Genomic DNA, 16,206 nt, shown 5'->3' on the forward strand with positions numbered 1-16,206 from the left:
TTCGCGATGAATGAAGGACTGCTGAAAATCCGGACGCTGGGCGAACTCAAGAGCGCGGGCTACCAGACCATGCCGGTGCGGATGGAGATGCGCAAGAATTTGCTCGAGCGGCTGCGCAGCAAGGAGCAAATCCTGCCGGGGATCGTCGGCTACGAAGATACGGTAATTCCGGAGATCGAGAACGGCGTGCTCGCGGGACATCATATGATTTTTCTCGGCGAGCGCGGGCAGGCGAAGTCGCGAATAATTAGATCGCTGGTCGGATTGCTCGACCAGTATGTGCCGGCGGTCGCGGGATGCGAAATCAGCGACGACCCGTTTGCGCCGATATGCCGCCGATGCGTCAAGCTCAAGGAAGAAAAAGGCGACGCGCTTGAGATTGGATGGATCGGACGCGACAGCCGATACGCGGAGAAGCTGGCCACGCCCGACGTTTCGGTGGCGGACTTAATCGGCGAGATCGATCCGATCAAAGTGGCCGAGGGGCGCTACCTGGCCGACGAGGAAACGATCCATTACGGACTGATCCCGCGCACCAATCGCGGCATCTTCGCCATCAACGAGCTGCCCGACCTGACCGAAAAGGTGCAAGTCGGACTGTTCAACCTGATGGAAGAAAAAGATGTCCAGATCAAGGGTTACAAGATTCGGCTGGCGGTCGATGTGGTGTTCGTGGCGAGCGCGAATCCGGAGGACTACACCTCGCGCGGGCGGATTATCACGCCGCTCAAGGATCGTTTCGACATCCAGATTCGCACCCATTACCCCAAGACGCTCGAGCACGAGATTGCGATCATGGAGCAGGAAGCGATGCATCCGCCGCGCGCGGGCGTGGAGGTGCGGACCCCGCAATTCATGAAGGACATTCTGGCGCAGATTACGTTCGAGGCGCGGGCGTCGAACGAGATCAACCAATCGTCGGGGGTGTCGGTGCGGGTTACGATCAACAATTTCGAATCGGCGATTTCCAACGCGGAGAAACGCGCGGTGCGAAACGCGGAGAACGAGATCGTGCCGCGGATTTCAGATTTGCATTCGCTGTATGCGTCGACGGCCGGGAAGATCGAACTCGAGTATGTCGGCGAAGACAAGAAAGAAGACGATTTGATCGAGCGGCTGATCAACCGCGCGGTGCTGAAGGTTTTCGATCGCTATTTGAAACTCGACGATTTGAAGAAGGTCTCGAGCTACTTCGACCAGGGCTGGGGGGTCGAGGTTTCGGACAGCGCGCCGTCGTCGGAATACATGGAACCGCTGCGCGAGGTGACGGGACTGCGCGAAGCGATCACGCTGCTGGGACCGTTCGAGACGCCGGGGCTGATGGCGGCGGCGAGCGAGTTTATTTTCGAGGGCCTGCATCTGCATCAGAAGCTCAACAAGGATCGCCAGGGCGGACGCTTCGCCTATCACGCATGACGCGCAGGCAATTGGGCATGGTCGCCACCCGCTACACGCAGTGGGACGGGACGCAGCGGCTCAAGCTCGACGCCGACAAGGTGTTCGAGAAGCTGGCGGAGTATCTGTCGTACACCGACGACATGCGCCAGGCGATGGACTGGATGATGCGGCAGGGGATGGACTTTGACGGCGTGCGGGTGATGGGGCTCGAGGAGTTTATCGAGCAACTGCGCCAGGAGATGCGCCAGCGCTATCGCGACTTCAACCTGAAGAACGCGCTCTCCGAGATGGAGCAGAAGCTCGAGGACATTTTGAATCGCGAGCGGGCCAAGCTGGAATCGCTCAAGGGGAAAAAGCCCGGCGTCGAGGAAAAGCAGCGCGAGTTGTCGCGCCTGCCGCGGCGTTTGTCGGAAGCGATGCGCAAGCTTGAGAGCCACGAATTCGAGGACGCGCAGGCCAAGGCGGACTTCGACGAGCTGCTCAAGGAATACGAAAATATTCGCGACCTCGAGAATTTTCGCGATCGCAATCAGCACATGTTTCACGGTCCCAAGAGCCTCGGCTACGACGAGGCGCTCGAGTTGATGCGCGAAATGGAGCGGATGCGCCAGCTCGAACAGGACCTGATGTCGGGCAACTTCGAGACGATCTCGATGGAAGACCTGCAGCAGATTTTAGGCCAGCAGGCGGGCAAGGATTTTCAGAATCTCAAGCAGGTGATGGTGCTGCTGACGCAGTCGGGCTACATGGCGCCGAAGGGCGATCATTTCCAGCTCTCGCCCAGGGGCGTGCGGCGAATCGGGCAACTGGCGCTGCGCGACATTTACCAGAACCTGTTGAAGGATCGTTCGGGCGGCCACCTGACCGACCATCGCGGCGTCACGGAGATGCGTCCGGAGCAGACCAAGCCATACGCGTTCGGCGATCCGCTGAATCTGAACCTGGTCGCGACGCTGAAGCATGCGCTGGCGCGCAAGGCGGGCGTTCCGCTGGAGTTGCGGCCGGAAGATTTCGAGATTTACGAAAACGATTACGCCAGTTCGTCGTCGACGGTGCTGTGCCTGGACATGTCGTGGTCGATGAGCTGGGAAGGGCGGTTTGCGGCGGCGAAGAAAGTCGCGATGGCGATGGAGACGCTGATTCGCTCGAAATTCCCACGCGACTTTTTTGCGATCGTCGGCTTTTATACGCGCGCGGTCGAGTTGAAGCTCAAGGACCTGGCCGAAGCGTCGTGGAACATGGGCGATCCGTTCACCAATCTGCAGGACGGGTTGCGGCTCGCTTCGGATTTGCTCGGGCGCCATCCGTCGCGCAATCAGCACATCATCGTGATCACCGACGGACAGCCGACCGCGTACTTCCTGAACAAGCGGCTGTACTGCGAATGGCCGCTGTCGTTCGGCGGCATCAGCATGCGAGCGGCGCAGGAGACGCTCAAGGAAGTCGAGCGGATCACGCGCAAGGGGATCACGATCAACACGTTCATGCTCGATGATTCGCCCAGCCTGCGCGCGTTCGTGGACAAGATGACGCTGATCAATCGAGGCCGCGCGCTGTACACCCGTCCCGACCGTCTCGGCGAATACATGCTGGTCGATTATCTTGCCAAGAAGCGCAAGCGTGTCTGAACAGCGCGTGCGCCAGCGATTGCGTCCGTCAAGCGAAGAGCGGGCAGATGCCGGCGCGTCGGAGCCGGCGCGGCCGGGCACGATTTATCCGGGCGATTGCGTCGAGGTGATGCGCACGTGGCCCGACGCGTCCTTCGACGCGTGCATCACGGATCCGCCGTACAACATGAGCCGGCGCAAAGGGCTCAAGTGGGCATTCAGCTCGCACGTCACGATGGATGAGCAGTGGGATCGGTTCAGCAACGATGACTACTTCGAATTCACGCGGCGGTGGCTTTTGGAAGTGTGCCGGCTGGTGCGCGCCAACGGCAACATCCTGGTGTTCGGCAGCTTCCACAATATCTACCTGATCGGATTTGTGCTGGAGCACGTGCTGGGCCGGCGCATCCTGCAGCAGATCACCTGGTTCAAACCCAACGCGCAACCCAATATCACGGGACGGCTGCCGACCGAGAGCACCGAGTACATTATCTGGGCGTGCAACAATACGCCGGAGCGCGCGGCCAAGTGGACATTCGACTACGCGAGGTCGAAGGAAATCGGCGGCGGCAAACAATTGCGCAACCTGTGGCAGATTCCATGCACGCCGCGCTCGGAGCGCCGGCTTGGCAGTCATCCCTCGCAGAAACCAGTGCAACTGCTCGAACGGATCGTGACGTTGTGGACCAAGCCACAAGACGTGATTCTCGATTGCTTTCTCGGCACCGGTACGACGGCGGCGGCCGCGACTCGACTGGGCAGGCGCTGGGTGGGAATCGAGCGCGACGCGGGATATATCGAAATCGCCAAAAAGCGGCTCGGCGCCAGCGCGTAGAGCGTCGAAAGATTCAGCGGCCGGCGGCCTGACGCGTCTCGATCGACGCGGGCAGAGTCCAGCTCCCGCCGATTTGACGTATCGCAATTCGATCCTGCTGAATCCCGGCCGCGGCGATTAGCCGTTGCAGCGGTTCCTGCATCGGCTCCTTCGACAGCCTGAACGTGCCCCAGTGAATGGGAATCAGGTAGCGGGCGCGCGTCTGCTGGAACATCGCCCAGGCCTGTTCGGGATTGGCATGATTGTAGATCCACGGGTCGTAAGCGCCGATCGAGAAGGCCGCCACGTCAGGCGGCGTCGATGCGAGACTGGCGAAGAGATCGGTCTGGGCGCTGTCGCAGGCGAGCAGCATCCGGCGGCCGTGTTTTTCCAGCACGTAACTGTTGAAGCCATAGCCTTCGCCGAACGGAGGCCATCGCCGACCCCAGTGCCGCGCGCCCATCGCGCGGATGGTGAGTCCTTTGACAATGGTGGTCTCGCCCCACTTGAGTTCGCGGATATCGTTGAAGCCGAGCGGCGCGATCAGCTCCGCGCACTTCTCGCACGCGACCACGACCGCGGTCTTGGGCAGCGCCTCGAGCGACGGCAGATCGAGATGGTCCATGTGTGCGTGCGTAATTAGAATGAGGTCGATTTGCTGCAATTGCGCAGGGGTCAGCGGCGGATCGACGAATCGTTTTGGTCCGATCGTGAGGATCGAGCCGAACGACAGGCCGACGCGCGAGAACAGGGTTGGGTCGGAGAGCACGCGCGTGCCGAAGAAATTCATGAGCAGGGCGGCGTGGCCGAGATTTGCGATCGTGAGCGAGTTGTCGGGCCACGACGCGGGCTCGAGCAGCGGAGGCGAATGGCCGGGCGCGGCGTTCACGTCCGCAGAGTACGACCTCGCGGCAAACAGCGCCAGCGAAAACAGGGCAACGGCGGCGGGCACTGGTGGCAGGAATCGCATCAGGCGCGACGGATGGAACGAAATCGAATTCACTTCTCCATCGCTGGCTTGAAGCAGGGGAGTTCCTTGACCAGCACGAAACTGTAGGGACGATCGCGCCAATTGAACGTTCCGACGCCGGCGCCGAACGCCCCGGTCATCGAGTCAAACTGTTCGCTGTCGGAAACTTTAACCACGGTGGCGGGAGCGTAGGCGAGATATTGCGGCTTGTCGGGCTCGAGCATCTGATAGAGCGGCGGATTGAAGAGGAGCTGGGTGATGCCGGGCTTCCGCTGCCAGCCGTCCGCGGGCGCGCCTTCGGTGCGAACGATCATCCAGGCCGGGCCGCCGGTGCTTTGAGAAATCACCCACTGGCGTGACTTGATCAACCCGTCTTTGTTCTTGCGGACTTCCTCGACGCCGGGCTGAACGCGCAGCAGTTGATCGCATTTGTCGGAGTTGTCTTCCTTGGAAGCTCCGGTGCCGCCGGACTGTCTCATCGCAACCTGGGAGCCGATGAGCTGGGCACTGCCGGCGGCGACCATCGGGACGACGGAGCTCACTATGCTGACGGCGCCCGCCGCGCATCCAGAGCATGCGGCCGCGAGCGCGATTACGATCGCCATGTACGCGATCGCGCGCGCGATGAAATTGCTCACTTTTTCACTTTTTGCTTTTTCACCTTTTCACTTTTCCACTGGTTCACGGTTTGCGCGCGATCACCATCGAAGAGGTGAACGGGGGGCTTGGCAGCGCCTCGTGGCTGATATCGACGAAGCCGGCGTCGCCGAGCCATCGGGAGACTTCTTCAAATGAATAATCCCGCCCGCGCGTGGCCAGCAGCAGGTAGAGGGCGAAAATCGCGCCCGGCCTGGGCTCGGTAAGGTCGGCATTCATGATGTGATCCTTGATGATCATCATGCCGCCTGATTCGAGCGCGCGAAAGCACTTGCGCAAGAGTTGAGCGTTGGCGGTTTCATCTTCGTTGTGAATTATATTCGACATGAACAGGGCTCCGCATGGGCCCGGGAGCTCATCGTACAGGTAATCGACGCGGACCAGGTCGATTCGCGCCAACGCCGCGGGCTCGCGCTCAGCGAGGATTCTGCGCGCAACTTCGAGCGTGGCAGGCAGATCGTAAATCGCAGCGCGCAGACGGGGCCATCGGCGGAGCATCGCCGCGGCGTAGGTCCCCGGACCGCCGCCGATGTCGGCGATCATCGAGACGCGGCTGAGATCGAGCCGATCGGCGACGTAAGTCGGATCGCCGCGGGCGCGCGTGAGGCTATCCATGGCGCGGATGAATCGTTCGGTCTCCTCGGGGCGGTTTTGAAACATGTCGGTCGGGCGCGCGGGAGCGCCGGTGCGAATGGTTTGTTCGAGATGCGTCCAGGTTTCAAAGATCGCTTCGTCGAACAGAATCAAGTCGCCAAGGTATTCGGCGGACGAGCGGAGCAGGTAGCGCCGCGACGTATCAGTGAGCGCGTAGCGATTGGCGCGTTTGGCGAGCAAGCCGAGCGCCACCATCGCGTTGGCTATCAGAACCGTCGCGCGGCGATTGGCGGAGATGGCGGCGGCGAGCGCGGCGTCGTCGAGCGGCGACGACTCGAGAAGTTCGAAAATTCCCAGCTTGAGCGCGGTTTGGATCGCCCGCGCTTCGGCGTGACCCGAGGCCAGCGCGGCGAGTTCGGCGAAATCCATCGCTGCGCGTCCGCCTTTCAGCGCAGGAAGTCTTGCGCGACGCAAGTGTTGCCGCCGGCGGATTGAGCGATTCCACCGCCGCACGCGGTGAACCTGGCGGAGATGATGTTGGCGGCGCGAGCGCGTTCCTGGTTTGCCAGGCCCGGGATTTCGGTTTCTCGCCCGGTCAAACCGGATACCTTTTCGGGTGAAGGAGGCGCGATGTGCCTCAAGTAAAACCGGGCGATTATCGCAGCGAGGATCGAGAGCACGAGCAGGCCGAGTCCCGCCTTGATCGCCCGGCGCCGGCGGACCACTGTGGGAGTTGGCAGCCTGATGACCTTGGCCGGACCATTGTGGCGTCCGGGCGGGCGTCGGCGCGTTGCTGATCTTGCGCTCATATTTCGCTCACGATGGAACTTGGCGGCGGCGGTGCGGGTTGTTACGCATGGCATCCATAGTTGAACTCCGAACTTGAAACACCGGCGTTCGCAGGCGCCACTGCTTTCACCGATCGCGACGTGATGGTCGCCGGGCGGCGTCGCGCTTCAATTTCCAGCTATCGCGCCATCTGCCGGATGTCAACGCGAGCAATTCTTGCGTCAGTCGCGATCCTTTGCTTGCTGAATACGCGGGCGGGCGCCGGATCGGAATCGGCAAATGCGCTGCCGGCCGGTGCGCTCAAGTCGTCGCCGAGCATGTACCTTCGCGAGGCGTCGTCGAGCGCGATTCGATGGCAGGCGTGGAGTCCGCAGACGCTCGCACTGGCGCGGTCGCTGAACCGTCCGATCCTGATCGACATCGGCGCGGTCTGGTGTCACTGGTGTCACGTGATGGACGAGACGACGTACGCCGACAGGCAAGTTGCGGCGGCGCTGAACAGCAACTTCGTGCCGGTAAAGGTCGATGCCGACGAGCGTCCGGATATCGACGGGTACTATCAGAATGCCGCCGCGCAGTTGACCGGCGCGGGCGGTTGGCCGCTGACGTGTTTCACGACGCCCGATGGCGCGCTGTTCTTCGCGGCAGGATATCTGCCACCGCGGCCGGGGTTCGGAACCAACGGGAGCGGCGGAGAAAACTCGTCGATGGCGCCGCTGCTGAAGCGGATTTCGCAGGTGTACGCCGCGAATCGTGTGGGACTCGAGCGTGCGGCGGAAGCGACTGCGGAGAAGCTTAAATCCATGTCCAGCAGCCGAAACGCGCCCGCCCACGGAGGGCTCGACGGCCTGCGCGCGCAAATACTCGCGGGGCTGGCGGCATCGTACGATCGTGAGTGGGGAGGATTCGAATCAGGTTCGGGGCCGCGATTTTACGATTTCCCGGCGATCGAGCTTGCGCTTGCGCACGGCTTTTACGGCCACCCGGAGTTCACCGCGATGGCGCTCGATACGCTCAAAAAAATCGCGGCAGGGGGAGTGTTCGATCAGCTTGGCGGCGGTTTTCATCGCTACTCGACCGATTCGCATTGGCTCGTGCCGCATTTCGAGAAGCTCGGATACGACAACGCGATGGCCTTGCACGCGTACAGCGACGCGTACGAAGCTGGCGGCGATCCGGAATTCGCGCGGGTCGCGAAGTCGATCGTCGGCTACGTGAACCGCGAGTTGCTCGATCCGAAGACGCACGCGTTCTACTCGGATCAGGACGCCGATTCGTTCAAGGGCGACGACGGCAGCTACTACACGTGGACGGTCGAGGAAGTGAAGCGCGCGCTGCGGCCGGATGAGGCGCGCATCGCGATTTTATTTTACGGCATGGAAGACGCGCCCGCGCGAGCGCCCGATGGACGAATCGTGCTGAGGCGCGCGATGAGCCCGGAGCAAGCAGCGGCCAGGCTGAAGATCCCGGCGCAAGAAGCGCGCAGGATGATCGCCAGGGCGGCGGATGCGATGCTCGCGGCGCGCTCTCGCCGCAAAAAGCCGCAGGTCGATCGCGCCGTGATGACCGATCGGAACGCATTGATGGCGGATGCGTATCTGACGGCGTCGGCAGCGCTTGACGACCAGGGTCTTCAACGCACGGCGCTCAACGATTTGGACTTCATCCTCGGCCATATGCGCGCGCCCGATGGGAGTTTCTTTCACGTCTGGTCGGATGGACGCGCGCAGGTGGCGGGTCTGGCCGCCGACCAGGTTTACCTGCTGGGCGCGATCATTGACGCCTATCAGTTCTCGGCCGATGAGAAATATCTGGTCGAAGCGCGCACGCTCGCCGCGATTATCCTGAAGAACTTCCGAGCTGATGGTCCGAGCTTGTTGGTGAATCGCGAAACCGAAGACGCGGGCACGGTGATTGCGCGGTCTCAGGCGAGCGGGCAGGTGTTTTACGACATGCCGACTCCGTCGGTGCAAGTGATGATGGCGATCGCGGCGGCGACGCTCGGGCTCATCACCGGCGACGGCAGTTATACCAGGGCCGCGAACGAACTGATGGCGAGCGCGCCGGCGATGGCGGGATCGATGCTGAGCAACTCAGTCGCGACGGTCGGGCTCGGGCTGGAGTATCGCGCAAACGGCGACGCGATGGTTGCAGTAGCCGGGCCGCAGGCCGACGCGCGCGCGGCAGCCTTATGGAAGACGGCGTTGGCGAGTTATCGTCCCGGAAAAATCGTGATGCGGATCGGATCGGATCGCGGCGCCGCCAAAGCGATGCCGGCCGCGGTGCAGGCGATGCTCGCGTCCAGCGCCGAAAAAGGAGTTCCACTCGCGTTCGTATGCGCAGGAACGGCGTGCGCCACCCCGGTCGGGACGCCGGCGAAACTCGCGGAGGTCATCAGGAGATTCGGCGCCCCAGGGAACGACAAGACAACGCTTGCCAACGACAGACCGGCCCTCGCACGACCGCCGATGTGATCCGGTTTGAAAGATCAGTCGATGGACTTGTGGAAGCGCGCCACGCTGATCATCATCAGAAGCGATGTCAGCAGGGCGAGCGCCAGCATCTGAGGCCACAGGATGCCGAGGCCCACGCCTTTGAGGAAAGTGCCGCGCAAGATAACCAGAAAATACCGTAGCGGGTCGACATAGGTGATCATCTGCATGGCCTTGGGCATGCTCGTGATCGGGAAGGCGAAGCCCGAGAGCGTGAAGGCCGGGTTGAGGAAGAAGAACCCCAGGACGAAGGCTTGCTGCTGGGTCGATGAGAGTGTGGAGATGAGCAGGCCGACGTTCAGTGTGCTGAGAAGAAACAGTACGACTCCGAGCAGCAAGACCAGCACGTTGCCGCGAAAGGGCACCTGGAACCAGAGGGTTCCTACCACCGCCACCAGAATCACGTCCGCCAGGCCCACCACGAAGAAAGGAATGGTCTTACCGAGGATGAACTCGAAGGGCCTGATCGGAGTGACCATGACCTGTTCGAGCGTGCCGATCTCGCGCTCGCGGACGATCGCGAACGCGGTCAGGGTCACTACCATCATAAGCGTGATGCTGCCGATAACTCCCGGGACGAAAAACCATTGACTGTTGAGGTCGGGATTGTACCAGGGTCGTTGCTCGAGGCTTATCTGCGGAACGGTTGCAGCCATTGCGGGCGTCATCTGATTGAGTCGATCGCGCGCGTAGTCCTGGGAAAACTGATCTGCGATCTGGTTGACGTATCCGACGGCGATGAGGGCCGTGTTGGAATTGGTCCCGTCGACGATGACCTGCAAATGCGCGGTCTGTCCCTTGCGCAGCAGTTCGGCGAAGCCGGGTTCGATCTTGAGCGCCATCGGGATGTCGCTACGGCCGATGAGTGACTTCAACTCCCGCTCATTGGAAAGGATCTTCGCGACTTCAAACCGACCGGTAAACGTGAAGCGGCTCAAGAGGTCGCGGCTTTCCTGGCTATGGTCAAAGTCCATCACCGCGATCTGGACCCGGTTCACATCAAATGTGGCGGCATAGCCATAGACCAGCATCTGAACGATCGGCGGAACCAGCAATCGAAACCGCGCGTACTTGTCGCGCCTTAGCTGGAGGAACTCCTTGACGATCATGCACCAGATGCGGTCGAACATGACTTTCCTTTACTGCAAGCTCTTGTGAAACGCGCGCGTGGCAAAAAAGCCGATGACCAGCGCGTAGATGGTCATTGCCACGACCTGCGGAACAAGATCGTTAATGCTCGCGGCGCTGAGAAAAATACGTTTGAGGGCGCTCACGTAGTAGCGGCTATAAACCAGGTAAGTGATAGCTCGTATGGGCGCCGGCATCTGATCGATCGGAAAGGCGAAGCCCGACAGCATCGAGGTAGGCAGCAGCGTAACCAGCAGCGCGTACTGGCTTGCGCCGAGCTGACTCTTGGTCGCAACCGAGATCATGTAGCCGATGCCGAGAATCACGATCAGGAACAAGGTTGTAGCGAGAAAGAACGCCCCCAATCCGCCGCGGAAGGGCACCTCAAACCAGCCGACCGCGAAGACCGCGCACAGCACGGCGTCGGCCAATCCGATACCCAGGTAGGGAACCAGCTTTCCCACCATTATCTCCAGCGCGGTTACCGGAGTGGCGATCAGCTGCTCCATGGTGCCACGTTCCCACTCGCGCGCGATGGTAAGCGATGACAGCAAAGCGCCCATCAGTGCCATCACCAGCGCGACAGTTCCGGGAATGATGAAATTTTTGCTTTCCAGGTCTTCGTTGAACCAGGTGCGGTAGTCGACGCTGATAGGGCTGGTTACCTGCTGGGAAAGACCATAACGTGCGAACCAGTCAAGCTGTACGTTGCTGGCATAGGTTGCCACCACCGCCTGGGCGTAACCCTCGGCGAGTTGGGCGCTGTTGTCGTCGGTCCCGTCAACTAGAGCTTGGACGCTGGTGTGGCCAGCATCGGCAAGACGCTTGGAGAAGTCCCAGGGAATCACAATCCCGAGCTTGCATTGGTCGGCATCGATGGCTCGCACGAGGGCGTGGTAGTTGTTAACGGCCTTGATCACATCGAAGTAGGGTGAGGCTTGAAATGCCTTGAGCAGCGCCTGGCTGTCCTGGCTGCCTTCCTGGTCCAGGACGTACACCGGTATATGGTTGGCATCGAGCCGCGCCCCGTAGCCGAGCAACAGGATCTGAATCAGGGGCAGGAAGAGCACAATGATGAGGCTATACGGATCCCGCCGAATCTGGATGAATTCCTTGCGGCTTATGGCCGCTGTTCGTCGGAGATTCATTGAGAAGCTTCACTGCTGAGAGCCCGGCTTCCAGTAAGGGAGACAAAGGCATCTTCGAGCGACGGGGAGATGAGTTCGATGCGATCGACTCGAACGTCGTGAGCCGCCAGGAAGGCGGGAAGTTCGGTCACAGGCTCCCGCCCGGTGCTGACTACCACATGCAGGGCGGCGCCGAAGACCGAAGCCTCGAGCACTCCCGGCGCCTGCTTGACGGCCGCGAGTCCGCTACCGAGCGGGCTGCATTCGATCAAGAACAAATCGCCTTTTATGGCGGTTTGCTTGATCTCGGTTGGGGTTCCCATCTCAACGATTAGGCCCTGGTCTATCAGGGCCAGCCGATTGCAGTATTCCGCCTCGTCCATGTAGTGGGTGGTGACCAGGATCGTGACTCCTTCGCGCGACATCTGGTGAATCAGCTCCCAGAACTGACGGCGCGAAAGCGGATCGACTCCGGCCGTGGCTTCGTCGAGAAAGAGCACCCGCGGGCGGTGCAGTACGGCGCAGCCCAAAGCGAGTCGCTGTTTCCAACCGCCTGACAGCTCGCCCGTCAGCAATTGCTCGCTGCCGGCGAGCCCGGACATTTTGATTGCCCACGCGATGCGCTCGTCGAGCGCGCGCCCCGTGACCCCGTAGAGGCCGCCGAAGAATTGAAGGTTCTCGATCGCAGTCAGATCGTTGTAGAGAGAAAATTTTTGCGACATGTACCCGATGTGCCGGCGGACCTCTTCAGCCTGGCGCGCGACGTCAAAGCCGACGACGCTCGCGCAACCCGAACTCGGAGTCAACAGACCGCATAGCATGCGTATGGTGGTGGATTTCCCCGACCCGTTGGGCCCCAGCAAACCGAAAATCTCGCCGGAGCGGATTTGGAAGCTCACCTGGTTCACTGCGATAAAGGCGCCGAACCGCTTCACCAGATGATCGACTACGATTGACGCCGCGTCGTCCATTGTTCACGAGCCTGGTTGCGCTTGCTGCTGCGAGATGACGTAAACAAAAACGTCCTCGACGCTTGCCGGTATCCGGCGCGGCTCGCCGAACGGAACTCCTGCGTGTTCAAACCCGCCGCGCAATTGCGCAAGCCGGCGATCAGGATCATCGACCACCACATGCAGCACGTCGCCCATCGCCGTTGCGCTCAAAACACCCTGCTCACCGGCGACGGCCGTTTGCAGCGCCTGGGGATCGGGCGAGCTAATCGACAGGACCGCACCGGGCAGCATGTTCTTAAGCTCGTCGGGCGTGCCAAAGAAGAGACGGCGGCCTTGATGCATCAGCAGCAGCCGGTGGCAGCGCTCGGCCTCATCGAGATAAGCGGTCGAGACCAGCACCGTTACCCCCTCGAAGACCAGCGAGTAAAGGATGCTCCAAAGCTCACGGCGTGAGACGGGATCGACTCCGGTAGTGGGCTCATCGAGCAGCAGCAGTTGCGGCGTGTGGATCAGGGCACAGGCAATGCCAAGCTTGCGTTTCATGCCTCCCGAGAGCTGGCCGGCCATGCGGTCCCGAAACCGGCTCATTCCCGACGCTTCGAGCAACTGCTGCTCTCGATGTCGGCGCTCTGTCCTGCTGACTTCGAAGATATCAGCGTAAAAGCGGATGTTCTCGGCGACGGTGAGATCCTCATAGAGGCCGAACTGCTGCGGCATGTAGCTGATTCGGCTCTTGACCGCTTCCGGCTGGAGCACAACGTCCTGCCCGGCGACCAGGACGGCGCCGGCATCGGCAGGCATAACTCCCGCGAGAATCCTCAAGGCCGTCGTTTTCCCGGCGCCATCGGGACCCACCAATCCAAGGATCTCCCCTTTGCGCGCGTTGAAGCTCAGGTTGTCGACGGCGGTGACCTCACCGAAACGTTTCGTCAACCCATCGACCTGTACGATTTCGTCGCTCATGGCGATCCCGGCGGGCTCAGTTCAATAGTGGCGTCGGCCGGCATTCCGGGCTTGAACTCGTGGCTCTGGTTCTCGATGTCGATCCTGATGCGGTAGACCAGGGTCACACGCTCGGCGTGGGTCTCGACGCTCTTGGGGGTGAACTCGGCATTTTCCGAGATCATCGAGATGCGGCCGAGGTACTTGTGCCCCGGATAGCTGTCGGTCGTGATCAGCGCCGCCTGCCCGAAGCGAACCCGCCCGATATCGGTTTCGTTGACATAGGCGCGCAGCCACACGTGGTCGAGGTCGGCCAGGGTGAATACCGGCGTGCCCGGCTGCATGTTTTCGCCCAGTTCCGCATTTCGCACCAACACGACGCCCGAGAACGGGGCGTATAAGGTTGTGTACCCAAGGATGATCCTGGCGAGTTTCAGGCTCTCTTGCGCGTTCTTGATGTTGGCCTGCGCGACGGTGACGCTTTCATCGCCCGCCGCTTGCAGAGCCTGGTCGCGCTCGAGCGCCGCGCGCGATTGCTTCAGTGCGGTTTCAGCAAGGTCACGGGTCTGAGTCGGAATAATGTTACTTCGCCAAAGCTCCTGGTCGCGCTGATAGTCTATGGTCTTCTGCCAAAGATCGGCCTGATCGATGGCCACCGTGCGCTTGGCGGCTTCGAGATTGCGCAAAGCGAGTGCGAGTTGCCGTTGCTGGACCAACAGAGACGCCTCGTCCACCGCAACCTGCTGCCGGTAGTCGTGGTCCTCCAGGCGCGCCAGCAGCGTGCCGGCCTTTACCCACTGCCCCTCGTCAAACGGGAGCTCGACGATCCGCGACTGCACCGTCTTGAAGCTGAGCACGCTTTCGTGCGCCTCGATGTTGCCGGAAACGAGCAGACGGTTGGCCGAGCCGCCGTGCTCGAAGAACAGCGAATAGGCCGCCCATGCTCCCGCGCCAAGTATCAGGACCGCAACCACGAGGACAGTTCGTTTCTTCATGTGAGTTGACCGGGCTTTTTGAAGGGCCGGCCGCGATGAACGGCGGGTTGCGACGGCGCCACTGGATTGCGCCGGCGCCGAGACCCAATCCGGACACGCTCTGTGGTGTGCTCCAAACGATCTCCAAGCCAACGCAAAAAATTCGCGCGCTGACGCATGAAGCGCGGGTCGGTCGGTTCCATGCCGTGGATCAGACGGATCAACTGGGGCATGACCAGCGGGAACAAGGCCAGCGACAACATCGAAATGAAAAGTTGACTCAGATTGACGCCGCGGGGAATCGATCCTCTGCGCTGCAGCGCGCGAAGCCGGGCGACTGCTTTCTCAAACAGCGCGCGGCGCTCGGCTTCGGCGATCCGCTTTCTGCCGCCGCTGTCGATCGCCTCCCATTCCATCAGCCGCACGAAGTCGATATCCGTACCGACGGCCAGGTAGATGTGCGCCAGCGCACCGGCGAAGTCGTCGGGTATGGATTCGATTATTCCGGCCCGCTCGTCGATTTTGCGGCGCAGGATTTCGCGATAGAGGTCCTGCTTGGCGCCGAAGCAGTAATAGAGCATTCGCTTGTTTACCCGCGCGCGCCCGGCGATCGCATCGACTCGCGCGCCGGCGAAGCCGCGGGCCGAGAATTCGGCGAGCGCGGCGGCGAGGATCTTCTCACGCGTGCGGTTGAGATTGCGGACAGGTGTGCGTCGGCGGGTCATGCGTCACGCTCATTAACCGCACAGTTAATTGAGCTATTAACTGATCAGTTAATTAAACCGCCGCATTTCGCCAGTCAAGGGCAGTGGCATCTGCCTCACCGATTACAAGGCGTGAAAGGGTGGCTGCTGCGCGGCCTTAAATTCCGCCGCGCCGCCGCGCCCGTTTCCTTACCACTTCTCCCCAAACGGCCGAACGTCCACTTCGTGAGACCATGCGCTGCGGTCCTGATGCGCGAGATGCCAGTAGGTTTCGGCGATCGCGGACGGCTTGAGCATGTCGTCCGCCTTGAGCTGCGGAAATCGCTCGCGGATGAAAGGCATGTCGATGGCTCCGTCCACGTTGACGTACGCGACGTGAATGCCATGGGGCTGCAAATCGCGCGCCATCACCTGCGCCAGCCCGCGCAGCGCAAATTTCGCCGGCCCAAACGCCGCCGAAGTCGCAAACGGTTTCACCCCGGCGGTCGCGCCGGTGAAGATAATCGTGCCGCTGCCCCGTTTCAGCATCGCCGGAACAACCTCCTGCGCCGCCAAAAACGCGCCAAAGGCGTTGACCCGCCAGGTGTTCTCGAAGGTGCTCGGCTTGGTTTCCATCAGTTTGCCGAACGGGCGCATCGCCGCGTTGTAAAGCAGCGCGTCCACCTCGCCGAGTTCGCGCCGAATCTTGTCGAATGCCGTGGTTATATCCGCGGCCTTGGCGACATCCGCACCGACCGCGATCGCCTTGCCGCCGGCGCTCTCGATTTCCTTCGCGAGTGCGGTCAGTTTGTCTTCGCCGCGCGCAACCAATGCGACCGCGTACTGCTTGGCAAATCTGCGCGCGAGCGCGGCGCCCAAACCGGGTCCGACCCCGATAACCGCACAAACTGGATGACGATTTGATGCTCCCATGTCTGCCTCCTGCGCCGGTCCGCAACGCAGTTTCATTTTGCAACTGATACAGTTAGCAAAGCAAGTTTCAAAGTGCAACGATATTTCCGTCGAGCCGCGTAACCGGGGAACGCCGCGGCACGCGAACTTCAACTCGAGGGAGGCT

The 16,206-nt window shown here is 61.4% G+C and carries 15 protein-coding genes; 4 read left to right on the plus strand and 11 right to left on the minus strand.

What is annotated here, in order from left to right; genetic code table 11:
* Window positions 1–6 precede the first annotated feature (6 nt).
* The 3 genes from VIO10_RS14585 to VIO10_RS14595 are packed head-to-tail and all read left to right on the plus strand — an operon-like array spanning window position 7 to window position 3,840.
* Window positions 7–1,416: a hypothetical protein gene (locus tag VIO10_RS14585; RefSeq protein WP_331965751.1), complete on the plus strand. Its 1,410-nt coding sequence runs from the start codon at window positions 7–9 to the stop codon at window positions 1,414–1,416.
* Between the two features lie 17 nt (window positions 1,417–1,433).
* A complete protein-coding gene (locus VIO10_RS14590) occupies window positions 1,434–3,026 on the plus strand; it encodes a VWA domain-containing protein (RefSeq protein WP_331965754.1) in 1,593 nt (530 codons plus the stop codon).
* Window positions 3,019–3,840, plus strand: coding sequence for a DNA-methyltransferase (locus VIO10_RS14595; protein WP_331965757.1), 822 nt, complete (start codon window positions 3,019–3,021; stop codon window positions 3,838–3,840). The genes VIO10_RS14590 and VIO10_RS14595 overlap by 8 nt, the downstream gene beginning before the upstream one ends.
* 13 nt (window positions 3,841–3,853) lie before the next feature.
* On the opposite strand, the gene VIO10_RS14600 is transcribed toward VIO10_RS14595, so the two are convergent.
* Genes VIO10_RS14600 through VIO10_RS14615 form a run of 4 tightly spaced genes read right to left on the minus strand, consistent with a single transcriptional unit; the run spans window position 3,854 to window position 6,849 of the window.
* Window positions 3,854–4,822 carry an MBL fold metallo-hydrolase gene (locus VIO10_RS14600; protein WP_331965760.1) on the minus strand — a complete coding sequence of 323 codons (969 nt, stop codon included), beginning with the start codon at window positions 4,820–4,822 and terminating at the stop codon, window positions 3,854–3,856.
* Window positions 4,819–5,427: a hypothetical protein gene (locus VIO10_RS14605; RefSeq protein WP_331965763.1), complete on the minus strand. Its 609-nt coding sequence runs from the start codon at window positions 5,425–5,427 to the stop codon at window positions 4,819–4,821. Before VIO10_RS14605 ends, VIO10_RS14600 begins: the two co-directional genes overlap by 4 nt.
* 43 nt (window positions 5,428–5,470) lie before the next feature.
* Window positions 5,471–6,469: a methyltransferase gene (locus VIO10_RS14610; RefSeq protein WP_331965766.1), complete on the minus strand. Its 999-nt coding sequence runs from the start codon at window positions 6,467–6,469 to the stop codon at window positions 5,471–5,473.
* A 17-nt stretch (window positions 6,470–6,486) separates the two neighbouring features.
* Complete coding sequence (locus VIO10_RS14615; protein WP_331965769.1) at window positions 6,487–6,849, minus strand: hypothetical protein; 363 nt, start codon at window positions 6,847–6,849, stop codon at window positions 6,487–6,489.
* Window positions 6,850–6,909: 60 nt separating this feature from the next.
* Here VIO10_RS14615 and VIO10_RS14620 point away from each other — a divergent pair, with 60 nt between their 5' ends.
* On the plus strand, window positions 6,910–9,303 hold the full coding sequence (locus VIO10_RS14620) for a thioredoxin domain-containing protein (RefSeq protein ID WP_331965772.1): 2,394 nt from the start codon (window positions 6,910–6,912) through the stop codon (window positions 9,301–9,303).
* 14 nt (window positions 9,304–9,317) lie between these two features.
* Here the strand turns inward: VIO10_RS14620 and VIO10_RS14625 are convergent, their stop codons facing one another.
* From VIO10_RS14625 to VIO10_RS14655, 7 genes are all read right to left on the minus strand, one after another.
* The gene (locus tag VIO10_RS14625) at window positions 9,318–10,451 is read right to left on the minus strand and encodes an ABC transporter permease (protein ID WP_331965775.1); all 1,134 of its coding nucleotides are present in this window, start codon (window positions 10,449–10,451) and stop codon (window positions 9,318–9,320) included.
* A 9-nt stretch (window positions 10,452–10,460) separates the two neighbouring features.
* Entirely contained in the window at window positions 10,461–11,597 is a 1,137-nt protein-coding gene (locus VIO10_RS14630; RefSeq protein WP_331965778.1) for an ABC transporter permease, read from the minus strand.
* Entirely contained in the window at window positions 11,594–12,547 is a 954-nt protein-coding gene (locus VIO10_RS14635) for an ABC transporter ATP-binding protein (protein WP_331965781.1), read from the minus strand. The genes VIO10_RS14630 and VIO10_RS14635 overlap by 4 nt, the downstream gene beginning before the upstream one ends.
* Before the next feature lie 3 nt (window positions 12,548–12,550).
* Window positions 12,551–13,492: an ABC transporter ATP-binding protein gene (locus VIO10_RS14640; RefSeq protein WP_331965784.1), complete on the minus strand. Its 942-nt coding sequence runs from the start codon at window positions 13,490–13,492 to the stop codon at window positions 12,551–12,553.
* Window positions 13,489–14,466: an HlyD family secretion protein gene (locus VIO10_RS14645; RefSeq protein ID WP_331965787.1), complete on the minus strand. Its 978-nt coding sequence runs from the start codon at window positions 14,464–14,466 to the stop codon at window positions 13,489–13,491. Before VIO10_RS14645 ends, VIO10_RS14640 begins: the two co-directional genes overlap by 4 nt.
* Window positions 14,463–15,170 carry a TetR/AcrR family transcriptional regulator gene (locus VIO10_RS14650; RefSeq protein WP_331965790.1) on the minus strand — a complete coding sequence of 236 codons (708 nt, stop codon included), beginning with the start codon at window positions 15,168–15,170 and terminating at the stop codon, window positions 14,463–14,465. Before VIO10_RS14650 ends, VIO10_RS14645 begins: the two co-directional genes overlap by 4 nt.
* Window positions 15,171–15,338: 168 nt before the next feature.
* Window positions 15,339–16,061 (minus strand): SDR family NAD(P)-dependent oxidoreductase, encoded by a 723-nt coding sequence (locus tag VIO10_RS14655; RefSeq protein ID WP_331965793.1) that lies wholly within the window; start codon window positions 16,059–16,061, stop codon window positions 15,339–15,341.
* Window positions 16,062–16,206: the final 145 nt, after the last annotated feature.

The organism is Candidatus Binatus sp., assembly GCF_036567905.1.
Taxonomy (GTDB): Bacteria; Desulfobacterota; Binatia; order Binatales; family Binataceae; genus Binatus.

Coding starts and splice junctions, on each gene's coding strand:
- VIO10_RS14615 (WP_331965769.1), bottom strand. CDS start 6,849: ATGAGCGCAAGATCAGCAACGCGCCGACGCCCGCCCGGACGCCACAAT.
- VIO10_RS14610 (WP_331965766.1), bottom strand. CDS start 6,469: ATGGATTTCGCCGAACTCGCCGCGCTGGCCTCGGGTCACGCCGAAGCG.
- VIO10_RS14655 (WP_331965793.1), bottom strand. CDS start 16,061: ATGGGAGCATCAAATCGTCATCCAGTTTGTGCGGTTATCGGGGTCGGA.
- VIO10_RS14640 (WP_331965784.1), bottom strand. CDS start 13,492: ATGAGCGACGAAATCGTACAGGTCGATGGGTTGACGAAACGTTTCGGT.
- VIO10_RS14625 (WP_331965775.1), bottom strand. CDS start 10,451: ATGTTCGACCGCATCTGGTGCATGATCGTCAAGGAGTTCCTCCAGCTA.
- VIO10_RS14585 (WP_331965751.1), top strand. CDS start 7: ATGAATGAAGGACTGCTGAAAATCCGGACGCTGGGCGAACTCAAGAGC.
- VIO10_RS14590 (WP_331965754.1), top strand. CDS start 1,434: ATGGTCGCCACCCGCTACACGCAGTGGGACGGGACGCAGCGGCTCAAG.
- VIO10_RS14645 (WP_331965787.1), bottom strand. CDS start 14,466: ATGAAGAAACGAACTGTCCTCGTGGTTGCGGTCCTGATACTTGGCGCG.
- VIO10_RS14630 (WP_331965778.1), bottom strand. CDS start 11,597: ATGAATCTCCGACGAACAGCGGCCATAAGCCGCAAGGAATTCATCCAG.
- VIO10_RS14650 (WP_331965790.1), bottom strand. CDS start 15,170: ATGACCCGCCGACGCACACCTGTCCGCAATCTCAACCGCACGCGTGAG.
- VIO10_RS14635 (WP_331965781.1), bottom strand. CDS start 12,547: ATGGACGACGCGGCGTCAATCGTAGTCGATCATCTGGTGAAGCGGTTC.